General features: G+C 61.7%; 26 protein-coding genes and 2 pseudogenes. 16 read left to right on the forward strand and 12 right to left on the reverse strand.

What is annotated here, in order from left to right:
- Nucleotides 1-9: 9 nt before the first annotated feature.
- From AB1462_RS29875 to AB1462_RS29890, 4 genes are all read right to left on the reverse strand, one after another.
- Nucleotides 10-453 (reverse strand): hypothetical protein, encoded by a 444-nt coding sequence (locus tag AB1462_RS29875; protein ID WP_090403064.1) that lies wholly within the window; start codon nucleotides 451-453, stop codon nucleotides 10-12.
- A gap of 95 nt (nucleotides 454-548) precedes the next feature.
- Nucleotides 549-1,865, reverse strand: coding sequence for an OprD family porin (locus AB1462_RS29880; protein WP_367248746.1), 1,317 nt, complete (start codon nucleotides 1,863-1,865; stop codon nucleotides 549-551).
- A gap of 181 nt (nucleotides 1,866-2,046) precedes the next feature.
- Nucleotides 2,047-2,592, reverse strand: a complete 546-nt coding sequence (locus AB1462_RS29885) for a putative natural product biosynthesis protein (protein WP_367248748.1) — start codon at nucleotides 2,590-2,592, stop codon at nucleotides 2,047-2,049.
- A 62-nt stretch (nucleotides 2,593-2,654) separates the two neighbouring features.
- Nucleotides 2,655-3,038: a DUF2946 domain-containing protein gene (locus tag AB1462_RS29890; protein ID WP_090403059.1), complete on the reverse strand. Its 384-nt coding sequence runs from the start codon at nucleotides 3,036-3,038 to the stop codon at nucleotides 2,655-2,657.
- A gap of 181 nt (nucleotides 3,039-3,219) precedes the next feature.
- Here AB1462_RS29890 and AB1462_RS29895 point away from each other — a divergent pair, with 181 nt between their 5' ends.
- Together AB1462_RS29895 and AB1462_RS29900 are read left to right on the forward strand one after the other, a co-directional pair.
- Nucleotides 3,220-3,825 (forward strand): SCO family protein, encoded by a 606-nt coding sequence (locus AB1462_RS29895; protein ID WP_090403057.1) that lies wholly within the window; start codon nucleotides 3,220-3,222, stop codon nucleotides 3,823-3,825.
- Entirely contained in the window at nucleotides 3,825-4,292 is a 468-nt protein-coding gene (locus AB1462_RS29900; RefSeq protein WP_367248750.1) for a copper chaperone PCu(A)C, read from the forward strand. The genes AB1462_RS29895 and AB1462_RS29900 overlap by 1 nt, the downstream gene beginning before the upstream one ends.
- A gap of 176 nt (nucleotides 4,293-4,468) precedes the next feature.
- On the opposite strand, the gene AB1462_RS29905 is transcribed toward AB1462_RS29900, so the two are convergent.
- Nucleotides 4,469-4,798, reverse strand: coding sequence for a DHCW motif cupin fold protein (locus tag AB1462_RS29905; protein ID WP_367248752.1), 330 nt, complete (start codon nucleotides 4,796-4,798; stop codon nucleotides 4,469-4,471).
- A 140-nt stretch (nucleotides 4,799-4,938) separates the two neighbouring features.
- Between AB1462_RS29905 and AB1462_RS29910 the strand changes: the two genes are divergently transcribed.
- Nucleotides 4,939-5,424 (forward strand): HIT family protein, encoded by a 486-nt coding sequence (locus AB1462_RS29910; RefSeq protein WP_315338327.1) that lies wholly within the window; start codon nucleotides 4,939-4,941, stop codon nucleotides 5,422-5,424.
- On the opposite strand, the gene AB1462_RS29915 is transcribed toward AB1462_RS29910, so the two are convergent.
- Entirely contained in the window at nucleotides 5,418-5,888 is a 471-nt protein-coding gene (locus tag AB1462_RS29915) for a GNAT family N-acetyltransferase (RefSeq protein ID WP_090403051.1), read from the reverse strand. The genes AB1462_RS29910 and AB1462_RS29915 overlap by 7 nt on opposite strands.
- A gap of 407 nt (nucleotides 5,889-6,295) precedes the next feature.
- Here AB1462_RS29915 and AB1462_RS29920 point away from each other — a divergent pair, with 407 nt between their 5' ends.
- The 3 genes from AB1462_RS29920 to AB1462_RS29930 all read left to right on the forward strand — a co-directional run bounded on the left by AB1462_RS29920 (nucleotide 6,296) and on the right by AB1462_RS29930 (nucleotide 7,859).
- The gene (locus tag AB1462_RS29920; RefSeq protein ID WP_367248754.1) at nucleotides 6,296-6,589 is read left to right on the forward strand and encodes a fructose-bisphosphate aldolase; all 294 of its coding nucleotides are present in this window, start codon (nucleotides 6,296-6,298) and stop codon (nucleotides 6,587-6,589) included.
- Between the two features lie 344 nt (nucleotides 6,590-6,933).
- Nucleotides 6,934-7,638: a colicin E3/pyocin S6 family cytotoxin gene (locus tag AB1462_RS29925; RefSeq protein WP_367248755.1), complete on the forward strand. Its 705-nt coding sequence runs from the start codon at nucleotides 6,934-6,936 to the stop codon at nucleotides 7,636-7,638.
- Complete coding sequence (locus AB1462_RS29930; RefSeq protein WP_259194710.1) at nucleotides 7,635-7,859, forward strand: hypothetical protein; 225 nt, start codon at nucleotides 7,635-7,637, stop codon at nucleotides 7,857-7,859. Before AB1462_RS29925 ends, AB1462_RS29930 begins: the two co-directional genes overlap by 4 nt.
- 108 nt (nucleotides 7,860-7,967) lie before the next feature.
- Here the strand turns inward: AB1462_RS29930 and AB1462_RS29935 are convergent.
- Nucleotides 7,968-8,100 (reverse strand): annotated as a pseudogene (locus AB1462_RS29935) (GNAT family N-acetyltransferase); the annotation flags it as partial.
- Between AB1462_RS29935 and AB1462_RS29940 the strand changes: the two are divergent.
- The 5 genes and pseudogenes from AB1462_RS29940 to AB1462_RS29960 all read left to right on the forward strand — a co-directional run.
- Nucleotides 8,080-8,265, forward strand: a pseudogene (locus AB1462_RS29940) (fructose-bisphosphate aldolase); the annotation flags it as partial. The pseudogenes AB1462_RS29935 and AB1462_RS29940 overlap by 21 nt on opposite strands.
- Before the next feature lie 185 nt (nucleotides 8,266-8,450).
- Nucleotides 8,451-8,846, forward strand: coding sequence for a hypothetical protein (locus tag AB1462_RS29945; protein ID WP_367248757.1), 396 nt, complete (start codon nucleotides 8,451-8,453; stop codon nucleotides 8,844-8,846).
- Nucleotides 8,847-9,161: 315 nt separating this feature from the next.
- The gene (locus AB1462_RS29950) at nucleotides 9,162-9,653 is read left to right on the forward strand and encodes a GNAT family N-acetyltransferase (protein ID WP_090403043.1); all 492 of its coding nucleotides are present in this window, start codon (nucleotides 9,162-9,164) and stop codon (nucleotides 9,651-9,653) included.
- A gap of 322 nt (nucleotides 9,654-9,975) precedes the next feature.
- Entirely contained in the window at nucleotides 9,976-10,239 is a 264-nt protein-coding gene (locus tag AB1462_RS29955) for a hypothetical protein (protein WP_367248759.1), read from the forward strand.
- Nucleotides 10,240-10,257: 18 nt separating this feature from the next.
- Entirely contained in the window at nucleotides 10,258-10,683 is a 426-nt protein-coding gene (locus tag AB1462_RS29960) for a GNAT family N-acetyltransferase (RefSeq protein WP_367248760.1), read from the forward strand.
- A gap of 69 nt (nucleotides 10,684-10,752) precedes the next feature.
- On the opposite strand, the gene AB1462_RS29965 is transcribed toward AB1462_RS29960, so the two are convergent.
- On the reverse strand, nucleotides 10,753-11,961 hold the full coding sequence (locus AB1462_RS29965; RefSeq protein WP_367248762.1) for a YgcG family protein: 1,209 nt from the start codon (nucleotides 11,959-11,961) through the stop codon (nucleotides 10,753-10,755).
- Nucleotides 11,962-11,966: 5 nt separating this feature from the next.
- A complete protein-coding gene (locus AB1462_RS29970) occupies nucleotides 11,967-13,178 on the reverse strand; it encodes a YgcG family protein (protein ID WP_367248764.1) in 1,212 nt (403 codons plus the stop codon).
- Between the two features lie 129 nt (nucleotides 13,179-13,307).
- Here AB1462_RS29970 and AB1462_RS29975 point away from each other — a divergent pair, with 129 nt between their 5' ends.
- On the forward strand, nucleotides 13,308-14,123 hold the full coding sequence (locus tag AB1462_RS29975) for an alpha/beta hydrolase (protein ID WP_090403032.1): 816 nt from the start codon (nucleotides 13,308-13,310) through the stop codon (nucleotides 14,121-14,123).
- A complete protein-coding gene (locus AB1462_RS29980; protein ID WP_315338345.1) occupies nucleotides 14,113-15,255 on the forward strand; it encodes a PAS domain-containing sensor histidine kinase in 1,143 nt (380 codons plus the stop codon). The genes AB1462_RS29975 and AB1462_RS29980 overlap by 11 nt, the downstream gene beginning before the upstream one ends.
- Here the strand turns inward: AB1462_RS29980 and dapF are convergent.
- On the reverse strand, nucleotides 15,243-16,046 hold the full coding sequence (dapF, locus tag AB1462_RS29985; protein ID WP_367248767.1) for a diaminopimelate epimerase: 804 nt from the start codon (nucleotides 16,044-16,046) through the stop codon (nucleotides 15,243-15,245). The two genes, AB1462_RS29980 and dapF, sit on opposite strands and share 13 nt — an antisense overlap.
- Before the next feature lie 74 nt (nucleotides 16,047-16,120).
- Here dapF and AB1462_RS29990 point away from each other — a divergent pair, with 74 nt between their 5' ends.
- A complete protein-coding gene (locus AB1462_RS29990; protein ID WP_315338349.1) occupies nucleotides 16,121-16,624 on the forward strand; it encodes an AAA family ATPase in 504 nt (167 codons plus the stop codon).
- Here AB1462_RS29990 and AB1462_RS29995 read toward each other — a convergent pair.
- On the reverse strand, nucleotides 16,621-18,222 hold the full coding sequence (locus tag AB1462_RS29995; RefSeq protein ID WP_367248769.1) for a murein L,D-transpeptidase: 1,602 nt from the start codon (nucleotides 18,220-18,222) through the stop codon (nucleotides 16,621-16,623). The genes AB1462_RS29990 and AB1462_RS29995 overlap by 4 nt on opposite strands.
- Before the next feature lie 38 nt (nucleotides 18,223-18,260).
- Here AB1462_RS29995 and AB1462_RS30000 point away from each other — a divergent pair, with 38 nt between their 5' ends.
- On the forward strand, nucleotides 18,261-18,974 hold the full coding sequence (locus tag AB1462_RS30000) for a murein L,D-transpeptidase catalytic domain family protein (RefSeq protein ID WP_090403020.1): 714 nt from the start codon (nucleotides 18,261-18,263) through the stop codon (nucleotides 18,972-18,974).
- Between the two features lie 30 nt (nucleotides 18,975-19,004).
- A complete protein-coding gene (locus AB1462_RS30005) occupies nucleotides 19,005-19,751 on the forward strand; it encodes a creatininase family protein (RefSeq protein WP_090403018.1) in 747 nt (248 codons plus the stop codon).
- A 45-nt stretch (nucleotides 19,752-19,796) separates the two neighbouring features.
- Here the strand turns inward: AB1462_RS30005 and AB1462_RS30010 are convergent, their stop codons facing one another.
- A complete protein-coding gene (locus AB1462_RS30010) occupies nucleotides 19,797-20,129 on the reverse strand; it encodes a hypothetical protein (protein WP_090403016.1) in 333 nt (110 codons plus the stop codon).
- Between the last annotated feature and the right edge of the window lie 7 nt (nucleotides 20,130-20,136).

Genomic DNA, 20,136 nt, shown 5'->3' on the forward strand with positions numbered 1-20,136 from the left:
TCAAGGTCGTTACCAGCTCAGGTAAAACATGCCCTTGGCCAGCAGCACAATGGCGACCATGTGCGCGAACAGGCTCAGGTGAATGAAGCGGCTATAGCGCGCACTGACCTTGCCCCAGCGCATCCGCGCCATGGTCACCAGAAAGTGCAGCAGCACGCTGGCGGCCAGGATCAACTTGAGGCTCAGCAACGTGCCGAACGAGGACGCCAACGGTGCCGACAACGCGGGCAGGTAACGCAGCCAGACCATGCCGAGCCCGGCGCCGAACAGCACCAGCAACACCCACGGCATCAACGCCCGGGCACGCCGGGCGACGCCCTGTTCCACCAGTACCATCACCCGAATCGGCAAGTGCTGGTGCAGGTGCCCCAGGATCAGCACCTCGAAAAACACCGTGCCGATAAAAATCAGCGCGGCGAACAGGTGGGCCAATAGCAACAGGAGGTAGAGCATGGGAGCCTCGCAGAGGAACCGGCCGTGGGAAGTCCAGTGTGCGGGCTGGCGCGCGGGGCGGCCTTGATGCCGGTCAAGCGTTGCTCCTGCTCGGCCTACAGCAACGGGAGGCTGTAGCTGACGATCAGCCGCGTCTCATCCTTGTCGGCGGTGTCATTGCCGCGCAGCACCGCGCTGCGCCAGGTCAGGCCCAGGCCCTTGAACGTGCCCGTGGGGATCACGTAGTCGACGCGCAAATCGCGCTCCCACTCGCTGTTGTCGCGACGCGCCGCACGGATGTTGCTGCCGTGGATATAGGTCACGCTCGACTTCAGGCCCGGAATGCCCAGGCCGGTAAAGTCATAGGTGTAGTTACCCACCGTGGCCTGCTCCCCGGCGTTGACGAACTTCAGCGACTGCGCGTTGGTGATCAGGTACAGCGAACGGCCCTGGCCCTGGTTGATGTGGGGGAAGTCACTTTCGCCGGTGGTTTTCTGATACCCCAGGCCCACGGAATGCCCGTACACGCCATAGGTCAACATCGCGCTCCACAGGCGGTTGTCGACCTTGCCGGAGTTGACGCCCGGCGCGTAATACCCGGAGCTGACATAGCCTTCACCGCGCCCGGCGGCGCTGCCGTTCTTGCCGTCGGCGGTGCTGTAGAAGTAACGCAGATCGGTCTTGAGCTGCCCCACCGGCAACTGCCAGTTGTGCACCAGGCCGACAAAATGCTGTTGGTAGAAATTCTCCAGGGTCGCGTAGTAGTACTGCACTTGCAGTTGCTTGCTGACGGCGTAATCCACCCCGCCGTAGTAGAACTGGTTGCTGAACTTGCCCTTGGCCGGGTCGTTGGCACCGGCGATCGACATGCCCTGGCCGTTGCTGGAGTTGCGGTCCAGTACCTGCTCCATTTTACCGGCGATCAGGTTGAAGTCCTTGAGGTCCTTGGAGTCGACCTGGTAGCCACGGAAGGTCTGCGGGAGCAAGCGGCCGTCTTCGGACATCAGCACCGGCATCTTCGGCACCAAGGTACCGACTTTGAGTTGGGTCTGGGAGAGGCGCACTTTGCCGGTGGCGCCGATCTTGCTGAAGTCATTGGCAGCCTTGCCATCGGATAACGGGAAGACGCTGCCAGGGGTGTTGTCTTCACCGGCCTTGCCGGCACGCCCCGAGGCGTCCAGGCGCAGGCCGTACATCGCTTGCAGGTCCAGGCCGAAGCCCACCAGGCCATCGGTAAAACCGGACTGGTAGTTGAACATGAAGGCCTGGCCCCACTCCTTGTCCGAAGGTGCCTTGGTGTTGCGGGTGTCCTGGTTGTAATAGAAATTGCGCAGGTCGAGGGTGGCTTTGCTGTCATCGATAAAACCCGATGCAGCCGCCTGCTGCGCGGCGCCGAGGGAGACGGCGAGCGCCAGGCACGTGGTGTGTTTCATGAAGGCTCCGTGAAGTGATTGAGGCGACCCCGTTACAGCCCAACCCTGTTCTTTGTCGGTCGGGTGGTGCTGCATTCAACGGGTGCGCGCACGGTATAGCGTTGGGCCGTGGGGAAACAGCCGCTAAAACCGTCAATCACTTTTGCGGTTTACGTAACAATCCCGGGCGCCTGTGCGGCGTTCAAGGCACCGGTAACCAGCCCTGGAATACCCCCGGGGAGGCGAACGGACACCAGGCAAAATCCCATTCCGTGGCAGGGAGTACCTGTTGCTCGGCGCCGGGAATGCGCGCGGCCTTCCAATCGAACACTGTCGAGCCCTGCCAGGCCAGCACCACCCCCTGGGCCTGGCTGTCATCCGTACTGATCCAACGCGCCGCCGCCGCTGCCATGAAGGTTTCGATGGGTTCTTCATCAATCTGCCCGCGATACGGCGAGGCCAGCAGCCAACGGCAGACGTTCAGGTGCCAGGTCCAGTCCTGGGCCGGCTGGTTGCGATAGGCCCAGGTCATGAAGCTGCGAAACAGGTTCAGGCCCTCGGGCGGGTCGAGCTTGAGCAGCGTCGGGCAGATGTCGAACACGGTGTGCCAATACGGCAACAGGCGTGCATCCAGGTGTACAAAGCAGCGGGCATTGCTCGGGTAGTCCGGCCGTGCCGTTTCCACGCGCGGGCGACGGGACGCCTGGCTGACCAGGCGACTGGCGCCTGCAGGCAAGTGATGGTTCATAAAGCGCACTCACTGTCGTGACGATAGAACGCCCCCTGGTCACAGGAGGCCCAAGGCACACGTCAGAAGGCGGGGGATGCGCGAGGGTTGGCCGAGGGCCAGGAATAACGCGGCGGCGCCTTGTTGCGCCGCTCATGGGCCGGGCGTGGGGTTTGCCCCAGGCCCAGCAGCCAGGCCAGGCCGATCAGGAACACCAGCGCGACGCTCACGGCATTGCACACCGGGCAGGCAAAGTAGTTCGAGATGTTACTGGACGACGGCGCGCCCAGCCCTTTGTCGGAAAGTGGCGCCTGTTTGCCGTCCACCGCGCAGAACGCGCCACCGATCCCATTGAGCTGCTGGCCCATCATCTGGCCATGGCCCAAACCGCACACGAACAGGTTCATCAGCACGCAGAAGTACAGGGTCCAGACAATCAGGGAACGGTCGGGGTGGCTCAATTTCATGGCGGCGACTCTACCACCAGAGCCGCAAAAGGATGAAGCGCGGCGTGCCCCTGTGGCAGAACGTCGCAGATTACGCGGGCTGGCCAGGGTTGGTAGACTTGGCGCCCTCCTCGTTTACTCCTATTCAAAGCCTGCCGAGTTAATTTCGCGCAATGCGGGCGTTTCACAGGATGCACCGTTGATGAGTACGTTATTCACCCGCCGCAAGGTTCTGACCGGCATGGGCCTGTTGGGTCTGGGCCTGCTGGCCGGTTGTGACAACAGCCCCCGATTGAACTTCAGGTACGGCAAGGACTTGAGCGACAAGATCATGGGCCGCACCTTCAAGCTCAAGAACACCGAGGGCGACACCGTCACCCTCAGTTCCTACCGTGGCCTGATGCCGGTGGTGTTCTTCGGTTTCACCCAGTGCCCGGCCGTGTGCCCGACCACGCTGGCCCGCGCCGCCCAGGCCAAGAAGCTGATGGGCCGTGACGGCGAGATCATGCAGGTGATCTTTATCACCCTGGACCCGGAACGCGACACGCCGGAGATTCTCGACAAGTACGTCAAGGCCTTCGACCCCAGCTTCGAAGCGCTGTACGGGACCCCGGAAGAAATCGCCGTGGCCGCCAAGGAGTTCGGGATCTTTTATGAAAAGATCCCCGCCGGCGACACCTACACCCTGTCCCATACGGCCACCAGTTTTGTCTTCGACACCCGTGGCAACCTGCGCCTGGGCTTGCAGGCATCCCTTACCGCTAAAGAGTGCGCAGAAGACCTGCTCACCGTCATGGAGGTCTGCTAATGACTGCCGTTCAACACCTCAAACGCACCCTGATCGGCCTGTCCCTGCTGGGCCTCGCCGCCCACGCCAGCGCCCAGGTGCAAGTGACCGACGCCTGGGTACGCGCCTCGGTGCCGGGCCAACCGTCCAGCGGCGCGTTCATGACCGTGACCGCCGACAGCGACAGCAAGCTGCTCAGCGTGGCCTCGCCGGTGGCCAAAGACGTGCAGATCCATGAGATGAGCATGAAGGACGACGTGATGCGCATGGGCCCGGTGGACTCGGTGGCCCTGCCGGCGGGCAAGGCGGTCAAGCTCGACCCCGGCGGTTACCACGTGATGCTGATGGGCCTGACCGGCCAGATCAATGAAGGTGACCAGGTGCCGCTGACCCTGACGGTGCAGGACGCCAAGGGCGAGAAGCAGACCGTTGAGGTTCAGGCCAAGGCGCGTGGGCTGGATGGCATGGACCATAGCAAGATGCATTGATGCAGCGGATTTGGGGGGTTGTGCCTATTTCTGTGGCGAGCGGGCTTGTCCCGCGTTGGGCTGCGAAGCAGCCCCAATAAGATCATGAAGTTCCTTCAGACAGACCTCGTCGGCAGGTTTCAGGGCTGCTTCGCAGCCCAACGCGGGACAAGCCCGCTCGCCACAAAGATCACTCCTCAATCCACGATAAACAGCTTCGCCCCGACACTCGTCGAGGAACGATGCGCCTCCATGTCATTGCCCACCTGGTAACTCATCCCGGCCGTCAGCGTGAACTGGCGGCCGTCTTCCAGCTCCGTGTGCAGCTCGCCTTCCAGGCACAGCAGCACATGCCCGCGCGTGCACCAGTGATCGGCCAGGTAGCCGGGACTGTAATCGACCCTGCGCACGCGGGTGGTGCCGAAGTGGCAGGTGCGCCATGAGGCACTGCCGGTCACGCCGGGGTGAAGCTCGGGTTCGACGGTGGACCAGTCGGTGATGCCAAACGGGACAGTGGTGAGTTCCATGGTGTGCTCAGTCGTCAGTTAACGTGGCTGGAGGCTATCCACCTGACGGCGCGCACGATAGACACAGATCGCGTGGTTTTGTGGGATACAGGCGAGCGCGCTTGTTATCCTGCCGACCTTGCTCCCAAGGACGCGTGCTGATGCAGATCGACCCCGCCTACATCCTGTTTGAGACCGAGCACTGGCGGCTCAACCATCACCTGGCTTCGAAGCTGCCGGGTTACCTGATGCTGGGCGCCAAGGCGCCAATTGATTCCCTCGCCGATATGCCGGAGGCGGCGTTGGCCGAATTGGGTGGACTGCTGGCGAAAACCCAGCGGATCATGGAAGCGCACCTCAAGCCCAAGTGGTTGTATATCAGCCGCTATGGGCATATGCCGGGGTTCCCGCTGCACTTTCATTTCATCCCGGTGTATGACTGGGTGGAGGATGCATTCTGGCGGGATGAGCGTTATCGGCGGTTGCAGGGTTTGGGTTCGCAGGACCTGGCAAAAACGCTCACCGATGGCGCGGAACTGACCCTGTTTGTGTGGCGGGAGTTTGGCGAGAGCCTGATGCCGCCGGTGATCCACGGGCCTTCAGTAGCGCAGGTTATCGGGAACTTGCGCGCGCATTTGCGTCATTGATGCAGGTGTTTTTTCATCGGAATACACGCCAACTGCAACCCCGACGGCGAGTGGTAAATCGCCTGCTCATCGCCCACGTAGCCACACGCGCGATAAAAACTCGCAGCATTCAACGTCGCGTCCAGCACCACCTCTTCAATCGCCAGTTCCCGTGCGACATGCTCTAGGTGCTCCAGCATCGCCTTGCCATACCCGCGCCCGGTGAATGCGGGCAACACGAACAACGCGCCGACTTCGTTGTTGGCCGGGTCGAGCATGCCGGTGGCCACCGGTTCACCGTTCAAGCAACCCAGGTAGAACGATTTTTCCATCAGCGCGCTGTAGCCGTCCTCGGCCTTGCCGCGCGTCCAGAGCGCCATTTGTTCGACGGTGTAGGCGCCGATGCATTGGCTGCGGATGGCTTCGCGGCGGATGTCAAAAGCGGCGTTGGCGTCGGTGGGGGTGGCGCGTTTTATTTCCAGCATGGGGTCGTTCCTTCATGCGTTTTCATGGCCCGGTCGGGTGAATGAATAACGGAGGTGAGGGAGCTTGCTCCCGCTTTGGCAGTTTAATCTTATCAAGCCCTTAGGCCGATGCCGTCGTTCGGCTAGTCGGTTGCACCTCGGCTAGCGGCACTTTATAGTTCGCCGCGTCGCCGGCTTTGGTCAGCGACAGGGTTTCGCAGCCCTACAAAATAGAATCAACCTGCACAGTCATCAGACCCTCAGGCGGAGTACGCCTGCGTCTCGCTTTATGGCGGCTGTGCGTGGGAGACCTTCGGGTCTGCCGGGTGTGATTCTTCCTGGTCTGCGAACCCGCGCACAGTTGCCACCCAATCTGTTTCGCAGCAGCAAGGTGGCAGTTCTTTTTAGCCAAAATAGAATCGAACCTTATGACAACTCAACACCCGCCCCGCCGCTTCACCCCCATATCCCAAACCGCAACCGACTACCCCGTGCTGCTGATCGACAGCGACGCCCCACTCAGCGAGCTGCATGCCAGCGCCAGTGAGCGTCTCAACGCCGCCCTCGCCTACCTGCACCTGATGGCCTGTTCCAACGTGTCCGACTATGCCGAGCACGACATCAACACCGTCGCCAATACCGCCCGGATCATGGTCCAGGATGTGGCGGATGTGTTTACGGTGATCGAGCGTCGAGGGCTTGGTGCGCCTGCGGTGAGTTGATGTGATTTGAGCGGTGAGGAAACCCGCTGTGGCGGGTTTTCTGGTTCCGAGGATCTGTAATTTGAGCAAGACAAGGACTTGAGGGCAAACCACTAAACTGGAGGAACTGAACCCTCCGCTCGACGCGCTATACCTCAAAGCCACTCAGTGACGCACGCGGATGAAGCTCCAGCGTTAGCCAAATCAATTGAAACCAAACCTAGACAAATAAATAAAAATCGCAGTATTCGAAGCAAGCTGTATTTTCTGCCTACTTTTCCCACGTTTACCATCGAATAATGCCAATTCCCGCCGCCTGATCCTCCCCCTAGGCTCACTTCCCCACACAAGGAAGTGAGCCCGTCATGTCTGAACGCGCCTACCCGATCACCGAAGAAGAACAACTCAAACGGCGAATCCTCACCCCGCAGCCATCGCGTGTGTCCTATTCGCCACCTATCGATTTATTCATCCCCCCCCCAGCCCCAATGCCTAAGCCAACCAGGCCTCCCGGCTGCACCTTCCTCAAACCCTGCCAACTGCCAGATGGCCTCACTCACTATACGGACCCCGACGGTTACGTACCGCTGGAGTTGATCAGCGAGTATGGCCATTTCAGCCTGTTGGGTGGACGCGAGATGGACACCCGGGGCGCAGTACACCTGCGCCAGATCGATGGCAGCGCCTTGCCGGTCGGTTTGGGGCAGCTGGCGTTGCGTACGGTGGTAGTGGAGTCGGCTGTCGCCGCCGCTGGGTCTATAGCCGCTGGCTTGTTGGCCGGTGTAGTGGGGTTGGCTTGGCCGGGAGAGTTGGGCGATAGCGCATTGTATAGCGAAGAGCAGTTGCGCTCGGTGCAGCGAGCACGGTCGCAGATGCGCCTGCATACCGGTGTCAAAGGCGGAGGCAAGCTTAGACCCCGCTGGAAAGAGCCAGGCTATATCTACGAGTGGGACTTCGAACGAGGCAAAGTTGAGAAGTACACCAAGAGAGGCAAACACTTGGGCGAGTTTGACCCTATTACAGGTGAACGAACCAAAGACGCAGACGACACAAGGAGGATAGATCCATGAAGCATCTGATCTACGTAGTTCCAGCGGGAAGCGAGAATATTTCGACTGAAATTGCGCTCGACTTAACAGCCGCCGATTTGCTTCCTATCATGGGCTGGGAGGATGAAAACGATTGTGTCTATGACTACCTGCTTACACCACAACAAATAGACAGCATCGAAAAACTCACTTTATTGGACTTTCCAAAAAATGCATCGCTGTATCTGGCGTGCGATGCCTAACCGCCAGACAAAGTGGTCGCCAGCCAAGCACTTGATAGCGTCTGTACCACCTCCATCGCGGCATCGCTAAAGCTCGAGCGCTCCCACAGAGGGATCCTGCGTTGTGCGTCAGGCGCTTAGTCGCTTAACCATCGGTATACACGCCAGGGCCAGCCCCGACGGCGCATAGTAAATCGCCTGCCGCTCCCCCCGCATATCCACACGCCCGATAGAAGCTCGCTGCATTCAACGTCGCATCCAGGCAGCCCTCGCCTACCTGCACCTGATGGCCTGTGCCAACGTGTCCGACTATGCCGAGCACGACATCAATACCGTTGCCAATACCGCCCGGATCATGGTCCAGGATGTGGCGGATGTGTTTACGGTGATCGAGCGTCGAGGGCTTGGTGCGCCTGCGGTGAGTTGATGTGATTTGAGCGGTGAGGAAACCCGCCTTGGCGGGTTTTCTGGTTTTTGAGGCCTACACCCAAACGGGGGTAATACCGGCAACATTTCCATTCACTCAGCGCCCTGGATGCCAGGAACCTTGCACGTTGAATCGGCCACTCAGTGAAGCGATCAATCCAACCCTCAAACTTACAGGTAATTACCATGCAAGGTATTCAACCCCCTCCTTCCTCCCACACCCCGCCGACACGGCCTGAAGCGCCTGAAGCGTTGCGTATGCCCCCTGCGCCAGGCATGCCGGACCGAGACGTCATCCGAGTCATTGTCACCGATGACAATATGTCTGCAACGACGGAGCTCTTTCATGAACTGGCCAAGCAGAACGGAATATCCGACGCCAGTGTGAGCGTTGGTTCGCCTCATGTTGCTGACTACACCACCCCGCCACAAAGGGTGTGGCCGGTCAGCATCAAGTTTCACCCAGACTGTCCCGATGACACATTCAGCCCTGTAAGGCTCGAAAACGTGAACAATTTCGGTAAACAGATCAACGAAGCACTGCGTCACGCCCGGATTGTCGATGTAAGCCCGACAGAATGATGGGGTGGATGCCCCACTGATTCGGGCCGTCGATTTAACTATAAAGAAACCCGCCTTGGCGGGTTTTCTGGTTTCAGGGATCTGTCATTTGAGCAAGACAAGGACTTGATAGCGTCTGTACCGCCGCCATCGCCGCGCGAAAGCTCGACGGCTCCCACGAGGGTTCGGCCGCCCAGACCGGGGCCTTGACGAACGAGCCGTTTTTCAAGCTCGTCGCCTCTACCCCGTAGATAACGAGGGCATGCCGGTAGACCGTGCCACAGGGTGGTTTTGTATCTATCATGCGTTCTTTCGTTCACAACTCCAGGAACCCGCATGCCCGCCCTCACCCTGCGCAACGCCCTACCCGCCGACGCCGCTCGTTGCTTCGAGATAGAAATCACTGCCTATGAAGGCGACGAAGCCGCGACCCTGGAAAAGATCGCCACACGCATTGCGCTATACCCGCAAGGCTTCCTGATCCTGGAAGCCGAGGGCGAGGTGGTGGGGTTTATCAATGGTGGCTGCGCCCATGAAGTGGTGATGTCGGACGAGGCGTTCAAGGAACTGGTGGGGCATTCGGCCGAGGCGCCGAATGTGGTGATCATGTCGGTGGTGGTCGACCCGGCGCATCAGGGCAAGGGGTATTCCAAGGTGCTGATGATCGAGTTCGTGCAGCGCATGCGCGCGATGGGCAAGCGCACGATTCACCTGATGTGCAAGGAACAGCATGTGCCGTTGTACGCGCGCATGGGCTACACCTATGTGCGCCCTTCACCCTCGGATCATGGCGGCATGGCCTGGCATGAGATGGTGATGGCTCTTTAACGCGGCACATTAACAACACGCCTCTTGTATCGCGTTGTGTAGGCGCAAAGAGTCATTACGCACATAAATGAATGACAAGGTTTAAAAACCTGGGGACCAGCGCCAATATCTGACGCCAGACCTCGCACTACGCACCGTTTTTCAAGACACTGCCGATAGCCAAAACCGCCAGTCGCTGAATCTCTGCCACCACAGTTTTAAACCGTTACACCCGTCTAAAACCGCCTGATTGAACGGCCATTCCGGCTTCTGTAGCCTGCGATGCAACTCGCCAAGGCGGGTTCTGTTGGTCTTTTTCTTACGCACTCAGAGAGGTTCAGTGATGTCTTCAATCAATGGTTTTAACCCCCACGCAGCGATGTACCAGGCGGTGGAAATAGGCGGTTTTGATAACGACAAGCCAAGGCACAACCCCCTGGATCAAACAGCCGGGGATGATGCCGAAGTATTCGATCCCAACACCCAAAGCTGGCAACCCACCCAGGCCGCCGGTAACGGTCGATACGCCAACCTCGGTGATCCGTATCGCGAGGCGATAGACTTCGAAGCCAGGCCCGATAACATGGGCGGATGGCCACGCAACTAATACCACCTGGAAGCCGTGATGACTGCACCCCTCATTGAAATCAGCGACCAAGCCACCTCCGACGCCGAACACCTTCTCGGCAGCGGTCTTGCCGCGTTCAATGAAGCCATCACGGGCTTCAACGATCGCCAGCCACTGTCGGTGTTGATCAAGGATCCCACCACGCGGCAAGTCCTCGGCGGCATCACCGGCAAAACCACCCTGGGCACGGCCTTTCTCGACCTGTTCCACCTGCCCGAGACCCTGCGCGGTACAGGCCTCGGCAGCCGGTTGCTGCAAGCCTTTGAGCACGAAGCCCGGCGTCGCGGCTGCACGAACGCGGTGCTCTATACCCTCAGTTTTCAGGCCCCGAGGTTTTATGAAAAGCATGGATGGGTGCGGTTTGGGGAGGTCCCTTGTGAACCGGCAGGCAGCAGTCGCGTGTTTCTGTCCAAGCGGCTGTAACGTTCAGGGGGTTGCCAAATAGCCGATTGCCAGGGGTCTCGCCCTGGTGGGAATAATGTCAGCCATTGGTTACCAACTCCCCGACGCCCCGCCACCGCCACTGGAGCCACCGCCCCCGGAAGAACGGCTGCCGGAAGAGCTGCCGGAGCTCGAACCGGACCTGCGGAGTGACCTCGAACGACGACCGCCGCGGGGCTTGTCAAAGATAAGGACTGCAGGAAACGGGATCAGGAAAATCACGTACGGCCAATCACCGGCAACGTACTCAAACACTGTGAACACAGCCCCTGCCAGGTAAACCACCAACAACACCGACAAACGCAAGGAGAACGACTCCGGGCTATCTCTGCGGGACTCCTTGATCGCGTCGAATACTGCCCAGTAAATCAGCAACGTCACCAGGGCACCCAGCGACCACTCCATCCACTCCGTCCATTCCATGAAATGGATACCCACGCACAGGTACGCGATCGCCACCGCGACGATGTAGATCAACAGCACCAACGCGCAGTAGAACACCGTGCGCACACGCCACTGCGCAGCAAAAACGGCGCCACCGATCAGCATGTTCGCCGGAAATACCAGGAGATAGACCGGCCAATCACTACCCCCGACAGAAGCGACGACCAGTCCCGTGAGCACCGCCGTGGCAATCAAGGCGCCGCGCCAGTGCAGCTTACGGGTAACCATCAGTACGCCGCCGCCGGCGCCGATCACAAACGCCAGCAACACGGCAATGGCGCCAAGTGGCAGCCCCGGATCAGCGATCTTGAGCGGATCACCACCATCCACCAGAGTGATCAGATCATTCACACCCCGGGCAACACCGCCCACATAGTTGCCCTCTCGAAACGCCGGGAGAATGTGCTCTTCAATGATGAGGTGGGCCAGCAAATCGGTCACGGTACCTTCCAGCCCGTAGCCCACTTCGATGCGCACCTTGCGGTCCTCCTTGGCCACCAGCAGCAGGATGCCGTCGTTGACGCCCTTACGCCCCAGTTTCCAGGCGCGGAACAGTTGGTTGGTGTAGTCCTCAAGGCTGGCGTCGCCGGTAGTGGGCACCAGCAATACGGCGACCTGCGAGCCTGTGCGCTGCTCAAGGGCGGCGAGTTGGTCGGTGAGGCGGGTGATGGTGGCGCCGTCGAGGGTGTGGGTGAGGTCGATCACCCGCTGGTCAAGGGCGACGCCGATAGGCGAAGTGTCGGCCTGCGCAGTGACAAACAGGCCGGCGCACACCAGCACCAGCAGACTCAGGACCCATTGCTGCAAGGACCGCATCCTGTTTACCAACTCCCCGACGCCCCGCCGCCACCACTGGAACCACCGCCCCCCGAGGAGCTGCTGCTGGAGCTACTGCTGGAACTGGACCCGCTGGAACTCGAACTGGAGCCACCGCCCGACCCCGAGCCTCCACTGGCGATGCTCTGCACAAACACGATAAACGCCACGAAGGAGGCCACTGGAATCGCCACAATCCAGCCCTGATACCCGTGCCCAAACAGTGTCCCCGCAGCGACGTAGATGGCCATGACCGCCAGCGCACGCAGGAGGAAAAAGCGCGGGCTCTTTTTCCAGGAGGCTTTGATGACGAAGAACAACCCGAGGTACAAGCCCAGCACCAACGCCCCGCCAAACGGCCACACCAGCCAATGGATATAACTGACCTCCACAAACCGATTGGCTATCACCACCCCGACGATGTAGGCCAACAGCCCTATCACGCAGTAGAACGCGGTGCGCGCCAGCCACAATGCGCCGAAGGTGGCGCCGCCAATCAGGAGGGTCAGCGGCAATACCAGCAGGTACATCGGCCATTCCCGGCCCCCGGCGAACACCACCAGCAACACGGTGACGGCCGCCGAAGCGATCAGTGCCCCACGCCAGCCCAGCTTGCGCGCGGCGATCAACACGCCGCCGATGGCGCCAAGGATAAACGCCAGCAACACCGCGATGGCCTCGGGAGCAACCCCCGGCCCTGTCACCTGCGGCAGGTCACCGCCGTCCACCAGCAGCACCAGATCGTTCACCCCCTGGACCACACCGCCGGCATAGTCGCCCTGGCGAAACGCCGGGGTGATGTGTTCTTCAATGATGCGGTGGGCCAGCAGGTCGGTCACCGTGCCTTCCAGGCCATAGCCCACCTCGATGCGCACCTTACGGTCGTCCTTGGCCACGACCAGCAGGATGCCGTCGTTGACGTCCTTGCGCCCCAGTTTCCAGGCGCGGAACAGTTGATTGGCGTAGTCCTCGATGCTGGCGCCACCGGTGGTCGGCACCAGCAATACGCCAACCTGCGCGCCTTTGCGCTGTTCAAGGGCGGCGAGTTGGTCTTTCAGGCGAGTGGTGGTGTCGGCGTCAAGAGTGTTGGTGAGGTCGATCACCCGCTGGTCGAGGGCCACGCCGATGGGCGAAGTCTCGGCCTGGGCGGTGATAAACAGGCTGGCGGAGATCAATACCAGCAGACTCAAGACGGATTGCCGCAACCACCGCATCATGTTTGTTACCTGAAGTTTCTTCCTGAAGGCGCTGACTTTACCTTATCAACGCTATAACGCGTGACCCAAAGCCATCGACTATCTAAACTGCAGCACACATAGCAATACGCCATAACTTCGAGATTCCCCATGGGCCTACTCCAGCGCAACAACGTCAACGTGATGGGTGATGGGCACTCGACCCTGGTGTTTTCCCATGGTTTTGGCTGCAACCAGGCCATGTGGAACTATCTCGCGCCGCAGTTCAAAGACCGTTTTCGCGTGGTGATGTATGACTTGGTGGGCGCCGGTCTCTCCGACCTCAACGCCTTTGACAAGGCCAAGTACAGCGCACTGGACGGCTATGCCCGCGACTTGAACGAGATCATCGACGCCTTCGCCGAGGGCCCGGTGATTCTGGTGGGGCACTCGGTCAGTGCGATGATCGGCACCCTCGCCGACCGCCTGGCCCCCGGCCGTGTCGCCGCCCACGTGATGATCGGCCCGTCGCCACGCTATATCGATGCCGACGGTTACGTAGGCGGTTTCAAACGCGCCGACATCGACGACCTGCTCGACACCCTCGACAGCAACTACCTCGGCTGGTCCAGCGCCATGGCCCCGGTGATCATGGGTGCACCCGGCCAACCGGCGCTGAGCGACGAGCTGACCGAGAGTTTCTGTCGCACCGAGCCGGACATCGCCAAGCAGTTCGCGCGAGTGACCTTTATGTCGGACAACCGCCAGGACGTGATCGGCCTGCCCACGCCGGTGTTGATCCTGCAATCGAGCAACGACCTGATCGCGCCCGTGGCCGTGGGCGAATACCTGCACAGCGTGCTGCCCAACAGCACCTATTGCCTGGTGGACAATGTCGGCCATTGCCCGCACATGAGCGCGCCGCAGGCCTGCGCGGCGGCCATGGACGCTTTCCTGGTGCCGTGGATGCCCGCACGTGCCGGCTGAGCTGTTCGACAGCGCCGCCTGCGCCCTGGCCGTCACCACGGAAGATGGCACGATCCTGCAGGCCAACGCGCGCTTCAGCGACTGGCTGGGGTTCAGCATCGCCGAGCTGCATGGCCGGCACTTCCAGGACCTGCTGAGCATGGGCGGGCGGATCTTCCACCAGACCCACCTGGCGCCGATGCTGCGCATGCACGGCAGCGTCACCGAGGTGAAGCTGGACATGCTGCACCGCGACGGCCACAAGGTGACCGTGCTGCTCAACGGCAACAAACGCGAACAGGCCGGCGCCGTGGTGTACGACCTGGCGCTGTTCGGCACCACCGACCGCGACAAGTACGAACGCGAGTTGCTCAACGCACGCAACCTGGCCGAAGCACTGTTGCAGGAAAAAACCGCCACCGAAGTCGCGTTGCAGCAAGCCCAGGCCGAGCTGAAGGAGGCCTACGCTATCGCTCAGCGTCGCGCGCTGTTTGCCGAGCAAATGGTCGCGATTGTCAGCCATGACCTGAAAAACCCACTCACGGCGATTCGCATGGCGTCGGACTTTCTCAACCGTGGCGAACGCACCGCCAAGGAACGCCAGTTGCTGGGGCATATCGGCCAGTCGTCCGAGCGCGCGCAACGTATGATTGCCGACCTGCTGGACTTTACCCAGGCACGGGTTGGTCACGGCATCACCATCAAGGCGGCGCCGCTGGACCTGCACGAGGTGATCCATCGCGCGGTGGACGAACTGCGTGTGGCGTTCCCCAAGGCAACGCTGGAGCACCAGGCACAAGGCCGTGGCGACGCCTGCCTGGATGCCGATCGCGTGCAGCAGATCATCGGCAACCTGGTGGCCAACAGCGTGGCCTATGGCGACCCGCAACGGCCGATCACCATCACCTCGCGCCTGGATGACGGCGCTTGCGAAGTGGCGGTGCACAACCACGGCACGGCGATTCCCGAAGCCTTGCTGGCCGGGTTGTTCGAGCCCATGACCCGTGGCACCGACCAAGGCAGCGACGTGCGCAGCGTGGGCCTGGGCCTGTATATCGTGCGGGAATTGGCGAGGGTGCATGGCGGCGATGTGACCGTGCGTTCCTGTGCCACGGCCGGCACCACCTTCACGGTGACGTTTCAGAACAGGTAGGCACTGCCTTGCATGATCGGCTCCACACTGCCCGTCAACACCACACCGCCCTGCCCGTCCCAATGCACCGTAACCGTACCGCCGTCGCACTGCACCTGCACCGTGGCATCCAGCAAGCCACGGCGGATGCCATTGACCACCGCGCCGCAGCAACACGAACCGGACCCCAACGGCACGCCGCCGCCACGCTCCCAGATGCGCAGGCGGATATGCCCACGGTCGAGCACCTCTACGAAATGCACATTGGTCCTGGCCGGGAACAGCGGGTGAACTTCCAGCGTCGGGCCCACGGCGGCCGGGTCGATGGCGTTGATATCGGCCACGAAAAACGTGCAATGGGGGTTGCCCATGCTGCACGCCGCCGGGTTGCCCGCTAGCGGTAACGTACATGTATCCATGGCCTCGGCCAGCGGCACGGCCGCCCAGTCCAGCGACGGCGCGCCCATGTCCACCGACACCCGCCGCCCCGCCTCGCGCACGCAGGTCAGCAGGCCACGGTCGGTGCGCAGCACAATCGAATCGCTGCGGGTTTCATGCATCAAGCGGTCGGCCACCCCACGCGTGGCGCTGCCGCAGGTTGCCAGCGGCGTGCCGTTGGGGTTCCAGAATTTGACGCGCGCGGCGGCGTCTTCGCAGTCGAGCACCACGGCCAGCTGATTGAAACCGATGCCGGTGTGGCGATTGCCCAGGCGGCGTGCGACTTCCGGGGTGACGGGGTCGTCCAGGCCACGGCGATCGATGATGATGAAATCGTCGCCATGGGCGTGCATCTTTGTGAACGGCAAGGTCATGGGCTGTCCTGGGGTCGACCGGTGGGGGAACTGGAGGATACCCTGAACCGCCCCGACCTTATCGAGCGTCAAGCATGCTTATCGTCTTCAGCGGCCTACCCGGCACTGGCAAAACCACAATTGCCCGCGAACTGGCACACCAGACCGGTGCGGTTTACCTGCGCATCGATGTGATCGAACAGGCCATTCGCGACGCGGGCGTATTGGCGGGTGATGTCGGTGCCAGCGGTTACGGCGTGGCGAATGCGCTGGCGCTGAGTAACTTGCAGTTGGGCCATAGGGTCGTCGCCGATTGCGTGAACCCGGTGCAGGAAAGCCGGGCAGCCTGGACAGCGACGGCCGCGATGGCAGACGCGGCGCTGATCAATGTTCAGGTGGTGTGTACAGACGCGCAGGAACACCGGCGCCGTGTGGAAACCCGTACGGGCGACATTCCTGGGTTGACTCCGCCGACTTGGCAGTCGGTATCGGCGCATGAGTACGAGCGCTGGGACCAGCCCGTGCTGACCCTCGACACGGCCTCCGTGACAGCCACCGAGGCCGTCGCGTTAATCGTCGCCCACACGGCAATGCCCTAGAGCACGCTCCCCATCGCCTTCATCAACACCAGGTCGCGCCCATAAATATCCGGCGCATACACCAGGTCACCCTGGCCATCGACCTGCACCGTCCAATAGCCCAACAGCACCGGCACCGGGGTGGCCAGCCTGAATTCGTGGGTCACGCCGGTGGCCAGCAGTTCATCGGTGCGTGCACGTTCGGCCGGGCTTACCAGCAGGTCGCGCAGCAACAACGGTTGTTCGACCCTGACGCAGCCGGAGCTGAATGCCCGTGGCCCTTTGGTGAACAGCGGTTGGCTGGGGGTGTCGTGCAGGTACACCGAGTACGGGTTGGGGAAGCGCATCACGATCTTGCCCAGCGGGTTGCGCGGGCCGGCTTCCTGGCGCAGGAGGATGTTGCCGGGGCGCGCCCAGTCGATATTTTCCGGCGCCAGCGGGTGGCCTTCGGCGTCGAGCACTTGCAGGTTCTGCTGGCGCAGGTATTCGGGGTTGAGGCGGATGGCCGGGAGTTTGTCCTCACGCATGATGGTGGGCGGGATGGTCCAGGTGGGGTTGAGGGTCAGCCGGGTGATGCGGGACTTGAGCAGCGGCGTCTGGCGTTCGGCACGGCCTACTTGCAGGCGCGTTTGCCACACCGGGATGCCACTCTGGTACACGCTCAGTTGCGCGGCGGCGACGTTGACCAGCACGCCTTCGGGTTCCAGGTCCTGGGCCAGCCAGCGGAAACGCTCGAGGTTGATGCGCAGTTGTTCGCGGCGCATGGCCGGGCTGATATTGAGTTCGGCCACGGTGCCAGCGCCGATCACGCCGTCCGATTGCAAGGAGTGGCTGAGCTGGAAGGCCTTCACCGCCGTGACCAGTTCCGGACCGTATTGTTTGCCCGCGCCCTTGGGTTCGTCGGACAGGTAGCCACCGCTGTGGAGCCGACGGGCCAGTTCGGGGACGCGCGGGTCGTCCATGCCGGGACGCAATAACGGCCCGCTGCCGACCGGGTCCCAATGGGGCAAGGGTTGCAGGCGCACGGTGGAATAAGCGTTACGCAGGCTGCGGTACAGATCGGCGCTGGGGCGCGCCTGGTCAAAGGCTTGGGCCATGTCGTGCAGGCCGACGGCAGCGAGGGCCAGCACTTCGGTGTCGGGGTCACGGGTGGGCGGCTGCGAATGCCACAGCGGCTCGAAGCGCGATTGCTGCAGGCGTCCGTAATGCAGGTCCTGCAGGGCTTGCAGGTAGTGCCGGCTGAGGTCGATGTCGCTGCACAGCACATTGGCCATGGCATCCGCCGCAGGCAGACTATAGTGGGTGGGGTCCAACCCGTCATCGGCGAGCATCTGCAATTGGGCGTGCAGTGCCTCGCGGCGATCATTAGCGGACCACAGCGGCCCATTACCCTGCTGCTGGTAGAGCGCTTGCAGGCGCAGTTGGGCGGCGGCGTCTATCTGCGCGGCAAGGCCGGGGCAGACGCTGGGCAGTTGCGCCAGCGCCTGTTGCACCGGGGCCAGCTCGACCGGCGCTGGCGTCGTGACCGGCAACGGCTCGACCGGCAGCACGTCGGCTGTGGCGACCAATGGTGCAACGAGCAGGCAAATGCTCAAGTAACATGCGTGTTTTTTGAACAATAGCTTTGCTCCAATCCACAGTGGGGGATGTACTGTAGATGCTGACTTTTATATGCCGCCTCGGTTTGGTCACCGTAGGCCTGGCTTTACTGAGCAATGTTGCGCTCGCCGCCAATGGCAACCCTCCTTCCTTGTATAGCAGCCTGGCGCGCTCGGCTCCAGAACTCAATCCCACTGTACTGAAAAGCGCCCTGAGCGCCGTGCAATGCGCGGTCAATAATGGCGAGGAACGCTCCGAGCGCCTGGCCGTGATTGACTATTCCCAGCCTTCAACCGCCCGTCGGCTGTGGATCTTCGACCTGCGCAAGAAAACCCTGGTGTTGCGCGACCTGGTGGCCCACGGCGCCAAGTCCGGGGAAAACTTCGCCACCCAGTTCTCCAACCTGGAAGGCAGCCACCAATCCAGCCTGGGCCTGTTCCGCACCCAGGAAAGCTACCTCGGCACCCATGGCTACTCGCTGCGCATGGACGGCCTGGAGCCGGGGTTCAACGACCAGGCCCGCGACCGCGCCATCGTGATTCACGCCGCCGACTACGTCAGCCCCTTGTGGAGCAAGCGCGAAGGCCGCATTGGCCGCAGCCAGGGTTGCCCGGCCGTGCGCCCGCAGGTGGCGCGCCAGGTGGTGGATAAGCTCAAGGATGGGCAGTTCATGTTTTCGTGGTACCCCGACCAGCGTTGGTTGAAGTCCTCGACGTACCTCAATTGCAAACCCCAACAGGTGGCGAGTAGTCGTACAATCCGTGGCGGTTAGCCTGTCCCCACAGATAAAAGAGAGCTTCGCATGCTTCTACATCAATCGACCTGGATCGAGATCGGGCAGTTCCTGGAACGCAGCCGCACGGTGGTGATCCCCATCGGCTCCAACGAACAACACGGCCCCACCGGCCTGCTGGGCACCGACTGGATGTGCCCGGAAATCATCGCCCATGAGGCGCAAAAGAACGCCGACATCCTCATCGGCCCGACCTTCAATATCGGCATGGCCCAGCACCACCTGGGCTTCCCCGGCACCATTTCCCTGCGCCCTTCCACCTTTATCGCGGCGATTGGCGACTGGGTGCGCTCGCTGGCCGGGCATGGTTTCGACAAGATCCTGTTTTTGAACGGCCACGGCGGCAATATCGCCACGATTGAAGCGGCGTTCTCCGAGTTGTACGCCGAGGCGAGCTTTAGCCGTCGCCCTGCCGGGTTTGCGCTGAAGCTGGTGAACTGGTGGGACCTGGAAGGCGTCACCGACCTGGCGCACCGCCAATTTCCGGTGGGCCATGGCAGCCATGCCACACCCTCGGAGATCGCGGTGACGCAGTGGGCGTACCCGGACGCGATCAAGTCGGCCAACTACTCCCCGCAAATCGCCAACACCGGGCCGATCCGTGAAGCCCTGGACTTCCGCGCCCGCTTCCCCGACGGGCGCATGGGCTCGGACCCGGCGCTGGCGACGGTGGAGAAAGGTGGGGAGTTGGTGGCGCTGGCCGCTCAAGGGCTGGTGAAAACGGTTAACAGCTTCAGCAGCGAAGTCAGACCTTAGGCCTTATGCAGATTCAAATGTGGGAGGCCCCCCCTCCCACATTGGTTATCTGCAGTCCTGCGCAACCTGTTCAAGCCGCGACGGCGTGATGGTCGACGCCAGCGGCTTGCGCTCATACAAAAACACCTTGCCGCCGTCCCCGGCCTTGTAGACCTCCAGCACGTCATCGGCGGCAATCTTGCTGGTCAACACCACCTTGGCGTGGCGCGAGTTCTGCGTCACGGTGGAGGTGATGCCGTGTTTTTCCAGCTTGGGCAGTACGCAGAGCACATAGGCTTCCGGGCTTTTGCTGGTTTGCAGGGTCAAGGTCGGACTGTTGGGGGCGGAAACACAACCGGCCAGCAACAGGGCCGCGGCCGGTACGAAAAAAGAGCGCATGAAAAAA

Origin of the sequence: Pseudomonas sp. SB113, assembly GCF_040754745.1 — a bacterium.
GTDB lineage: Bacteria > Pseudomonadota > Gammaproteobacteria > Pseudomonadales > Pseudomonadaceae > Aquipseudomonas > Aquipseudomonas grimontii.

Coding starts and splice junctions, on each gene's coding strand:
- AB1462_RS29975 (WP_090403032.1), top strand. CDS start 13,308: ATGGGCCTACTCCAGCGCAACAACGTCAACGTGATGGGTGATGGGCAC.
- AB1462_RS29970 (WP_367248764.1), bottom strand. CDS start 13,178: ATGATGCGGTGGTTGCGGCAATCCGTCTTGAGTCTGCTGGTATTGATC.
- AB1462_RS29965 (WP_367248762.1), bottom strand. CDS start 11,961: ATGCGGTCCTTGCAGCAATGGGTCCTGAGTCTGCTGGTGCTGGTGTGC.
- AB1462_RS30005 (WP_090403018.1), top strand. CDS start 19,005: ATGCTTCTACATCAATCGACCTGGATCGAGATCGGGCAGTTCCTGGAA.
- AB1462_RS29910 (WP_315338327.1), top strand. CDS start 4,939: ATGCAGATCGACCCCGCCTACATCCTGTTTGAGACCGAGCACTGGCGG.
- AB1462_RS29890 (WP_090403059.1), bottom strand. CDS start 3,038: ATGAAATTGAGCCACCCCGACCGTTCCCTGATTGTCTGGACCCTGTAC.
- AB1462_RS29945 (WP_367248757.1), top strand. CDS start 8,451: ATGCAAGGTATTCAACCCCCTCCTTCCTCCCACACCCCGCCGACACGG.
- AB1462_RS29905 (WP_367248752.1), bottom strand. CDS start 4,798: ATGGAACTCACCACTGTCCCGTTTGGCATCACCGACTGGTCCACCGTC.
- AB1462_RS29885 (WP_367248748.1), bottom strand. CDS start 2,592: ATGAACCATCACTTGCCTGCAGGCGCCAGTCGCCTGGTCAGCCAGGCG.
- AB1462_RS29895 (WP_090403057.1), top strand. CDS start 3,220: ATGAGTACGTTATTCACCCGCCGCAAGGTTCTGACCGGCATGGGCCTG.
- AB1462_RS29915 (WP_090403051.1), bottom strand. CDS start 5,888: ATGCTGGAAATAAAACGCGCCACCCCCACCGACGCCAACGCCGCTTTT.
- AB1462_RS29880 (WP_367248746.1), bottom strand. CDS start 1,865: ATGAAACACACCACGTGCCTGGCGCTCGCCGTCTCCCTCGGCGCCGCG.
- AB1462_RS29950 (WP_090403043.1), top strand. CDS start 9,162: ATGCCCGCCCTCACCCTGCGCAACGCCCTACCCGCCGACGCCGCTCGT.
- AB1462_RS30010 (WP_090403016.1), bottom strand. CDS start 20,129: ATGCGCTCTTTTTTCGTACCGGCCGCGGCCCTGTTGCTGGCCGGTTGT.
- AB1462_RS29930 (WP_259194710.1), top strand. CDS start 7,635: ATGAAGCATCTGATCTACGTAGTTCCAGCGGGAAGCGAGAATATTTCG.
- AB1462_RS29920 (WP_367248754.1), top strand. CDS start 6,296: ATGACAACTCAACACCCGCCCCGCCGCTTCACCCCCATATCCCAAACC.
- dapF (WP_367248767.1), bottom strand. CDS start 16,046: ATGACCTTGCCGTTCACAAAGATGCACGCCCATGGCGACGATTTCATC.
- AB1462_RS29900 (WP_367248750.1), top strand. CDS start 3,825: ATGACTGCCGTTCAACACCTCAAACGCACCCTGATCGGCCTGTCCCTG.
- AB1462_RS29875 (WP_090403064.1), bottom strand. CDS start 453: ATGCTCTACCTCCTGTTGCTATTGGCCCACCTGTTCGCCGCGCTGATT.
- AB1462_RS29925 (WP_367248755.1), top strand. CDS start 6,934: ATGTCTGAACGCGCCTACCCGATCACCGAAGAAGAACAACTCAAACGG.
- AB1462_RS29955 (WP_367248759.1), top strand. CDS start 9,976: ATGTCTTCAATCAATGGTTTTAACCCCCACGCAGCGATGTACCAGGCG.
- AB1462_RS29990 (WP_315338349.1), top strand. CDS start 16,121: ATGCTTATCGTCTTCAGCGGCCTACCCGGCACTGGCAAAACCACAATT.
- AB1462_RS29960 (WP_367248760.1), top strand. CDS start 10,258: ATGACTGCACCCCTCATTGAAATCAGCGACCAAGCCACCTCCGACGCC.
- AB1462_RS30000 (WP_090403020.1), top strand. CDS start 18,261: ATGCTGACTTTTATATGCCGCCTCGGTTTGGTCACCGTAGGCCTGGCT.